Origin of the sequence: Protofrankia symbiont of Coriaria myrtifolia, from assembly GCF_900634755.1 — a bacterium.
Classification (GTDB): Bacteria; Actinomycetota; Actinomycetes; order Frankiales; family Frankiaceae; genus Protofrankia; species Protofrankia coriariae.
Window position 1 is genome coordinate 1 of record NZ_CAAAFS010000061.1, and the last position, 3,633, is coordinate 3,633.

Annotated in this window: 2 protein-coding genes; both read left to right on the forward strand. The window is 68.3% G+C overall.

All coding sequences use genetic code 11. The features are described from left to right. Window positions 1-2,481 (forward strand): ATP-binding protein (locus tag CM1CMNOD_RS03145; protein WP_131773828.1); only part of this gene is annotated, 2,481 nt, incomplete at its 5' end. 418 nt (window positions 2,482-2,899) lie between these two features. Further along, entirely contained in the window at window positions 2,900-3,565 is a 666-nt protein-coding gene (locus CM1CMNOD_RS03150) for a response regulator (protein ID WP_013872222.1), read from the forward strand. Window positions 3,566-3,633 lie beyond the last annotated feature (68 nt).

Sequence of the window (3,633 nt, forward strand, 5' to 3'; positions counted from 1 at the left end):
GACGAGGTCACCCGGGTGGCCAAGGAGGTCGGTACCGAGGGCAAGCTCGGCGGCCAGGCCACGGTCGACGGGGTGGCCGGCACCTGGAAGGCCCTCACCGACAACGTCAACCAGCTCGCGTCCACGCTGACGACCCAGCTCCGGGCGATCGCCGAGGTGTCGACCGCGGTTACCCGCGGTGACCTCACCCGCTCGATCACGGTGGAGGCCGAGGGTGAGGTCGCCGAGCTCAAGGACAACATCAACCAGATGATCGCCAACCTGCGGGAGACCACCGAGAAGAACGCCCAGCAGGACTGGCTGAAGTCGAACATCGCCCGTATCGGCAGCAAGATGCAGGGCCAGCGCGACCTGTACGCGGTCTGCCAGATGATTATCAGTGAGATGACGCCGGCGGTCGGCGCCCAGCTCGGCACGGTCTACCTGCTCGACTTCATCGAGGGCGACAAGCTGCGGCACGTCGCCGGCTACGGCTCGGCGCCCCGCAAGCGCTCCGACGGCACCTTCCTGTTCGGGGAGGGCCTCATCGGCCATGCCGCGGTGGAGAAGAAGGGCATCCGGGTGGAACAGGTGCCCAACGGCTACCTCTACATCCGCAGCGGCCTCGGGGAGGCTCCACCGAGCGATCTCGTCGTCGTGCCGGTCCTCTTCGAGGAGCAGGTGCTCGGGGTCATCGAACTCGCCTCCTTCACCCGGTTCTCCGAGCTGCACCTGCACCTGGTCGACCAGCTCGTCGGCACGATCGGTGTCGTCCTGAACACGATCATGGCGAACGCGCGGACGGAGGAGCTGCTCGCCCAGTCGCAGCGCCTCACCCAGGAGTTGCGCTCGCAGTCGGTGGAGCTCCAGCGCACCAACAACGAGCTGGAGGAGAAGGCCGCGCTGCTGGAGGAGAAGAACCGGGAAATCGAAATGGCCCGCATCGGGCTGGAGGAGAAGGCCGAGCAGCTCGCCCTGTCGTCGCAGTACAAGACGGAGTTCCTGGCGAACATGAGCCACGAGCTGCGCACGCCGCTCAACAGCCTGCTGCTGCTGGCGAAGCTGCTCGCCGACAACCCGGAGGCCAACCTCACCCCCAAGCAGATCGATTTCGCCGAGACGATCCACTCGGCCGGTTCCGAACTGCTCGAGCTCATCAACGACATTCTCGACCTGTCGAAGGTCGAGGCCGGCAAGATGGACGTCGAAGCCACCACCGTCCGCACCACGACCCTGTGCGACGCGGTCGCACAGATATTCGGCCCGCTCGCCGAGGAGCGGGGGCTGTCATTCGAGGTGACGGTTGCCAGCGACGTCCCGGCGGAATTCGTCACCGATGAGCAGCGTATTCAGCAGGTGTTGAAGAATCTGCTGTCCAATGCGGTGAAGTTTACTGATTCCGGTGAGGTGCGCCTGGACGTCACCGTCGCGTCCGACGAGATCGCGTTCACCGCGCCGAGCCTGTCCGCCGCGCCGGTGGCGCTGGCGTTCAGCGTGTCCGACACCGGTATCGGGGTGGCGGCCGACAAGCTCCGCATGATTTTCGAGGCCTTCCAGCAGGCGGACGGGACGACGTCACGCCGTTACGGCGGTACCGGGCTCGGCCTGTCGATCAGCAAGGAGCTCGTGCGGCTGCTCGGCGGGGCCATCGGGGTCGCCAGCGCCGTCGGCCAGGGCAGCACCTTCACCCTGTACGTACCGTCGGTGATGCCCTCGGAGGTCCTGCCCTCCACCACCCCCGGGGACAACGAGGGAACCATCATGCTGTCCGGGGAGCCCCGCGCGGCGGCGTCGCGCCGGCCGGCGGGCGCACAGGGCAGGCATCCGCTGGAGGGATCCCGGTTGGCCGGCCGGCCGGTCGGTTCCGCCGGGGTGCCGGGCGAGGATGCCGACCCCGAGCCGGCCGCCACGACCTGGTCGAGCCAGGCGGGATCGGGTAAGGACGGACCGGCCAGGAACGGATCCGCCGCGGAGGGGCCGGGTGCGCTGTCGGTGCCGGCGGCACGCCGTTCGTCGCGTTCGGTTCCGGGCGTGACAGGGCTGGTGACGACCGGTATGTCCTTCCTCACCGAAGCGCCCGAGGAGTTCGCCCGCCCCGAGCCCGTCAACGGGCTGGACGAGACCGACCCGCTGGTCGGCGCGACCGTGCTTGTCGTCGACGACGACGTCCGCAACGTGTTCGCCCTCACCAGCGCGCTGGAGATGCACGGCATGCGGGTGCTGTACGCGGACAACGGCCATGACGCGATCCGGCTGCTCCAGCAGGAGGGCTCGATGATCGATCTGGTGCTGATGGACGTGATGCTGCCGGGTCTGGACGGGAACGAGACCACGTCGACGATCCGGCAGATGCCTGCCTTCGCCGCCCTGCCGATCGTGGTGCTGACCGCGAACGCGATGCCGGGTGACCGGGAGAAGAGCTTCGAGGCGGGCGCGACCGACTACATCACCAAACCGGTCGACCTCAGGCATCTGCTCAGCGCCATGCGGTCGCAGCTGTAGGCGGCCGCATGGCGCTGAACGGCATCCGGTAAGTCGCATCCGTCTGTGGTCGCACCTCGTGGGCGGCCGCGTCCGGGTGGGCATGGAAGGGAGCCTCGGAGCCGCCGATGTCCGCCTGTCCGCCTGTTTGCCTGTCCGCCGACGCGGGGGCCGGTGGGCAGGGATACCGGTAACGGCCCGCGAGGTACGCGCCGGTACCGGCCCACACGGGTACGGTGGGCGCCGCGACCGGCAGGACTTCGTCTGGACCGGGTGCCTGGATCGGATGTTTTGTCGGCGATACTTCCTGGGAACGGAACGTGAGTATTGCGGAAGGCGTGTGGTCGCGGATGCCTGACCGCTTGAGGGGGCTTGTACGGTTGGGTTTTGACGCATGTCCCCAAAGCTGGCAATGCGCCGTGGGCGAGGAGGCGGGCAGGTGACCGAGCGCAAGGGCAGCCTCGTGGGCGCGGTGGACGCCGAGGATGCGCACGGCACGGAACGTCCGCGTAGCAAGATCCTTTTGGTGGACGACCGGCCCGACAACCTGATGGCCCTCGAGGCGATCCTGGCCTCCCTCGACCAGGATCTGGTCACCGCGTCGTCGGGGGAGGACGCCCTCAAACGCCTCCTGGTGGACGATTTCGCCGTGATCCTCCTGGACGTCCAGATGTCGGGCATGGATGGTTTCGAAACCGCGCACCGCATCAAACAGCGTGGCCGGACGCGGGACACTCCGATCATCTTTCTCACCGCGATCGACCGGGAGCCCCACCACGCGTTCCGTGGGTACGCCGTCGGCGCGGTCGACTACATCGCCAAGCCGTTCGACCCGTGGCTGCTGCGCGCGAAGGTCACGGTGTTCGTCGAGCTGTTCGAGAAGAACGAGCGGCTTGCAGAGCTCGCCCGGGCGAGGGTCCGCGACTTCGACCTGATGGCCGAGATCGCCGAGCGGCTGTCCGCGCTCGAGGTCCTGCTGGAGGGTGCCTCCCCGAGTATCCCCGAGGAGACCATCGCCGCCGCGGCGGCCGAGGTCCGCGGCCTGGTCACGCGGCTGCAGCCGTTCTCCCGGGCCGGCGGCGGCCCGCCGGCCACGACGTCCTGACCGTAGCTGTTCCACGGGGCCGGGCCACCGGGGGCGCCGTCCACGATCATCCGCACAGAGCATGATCC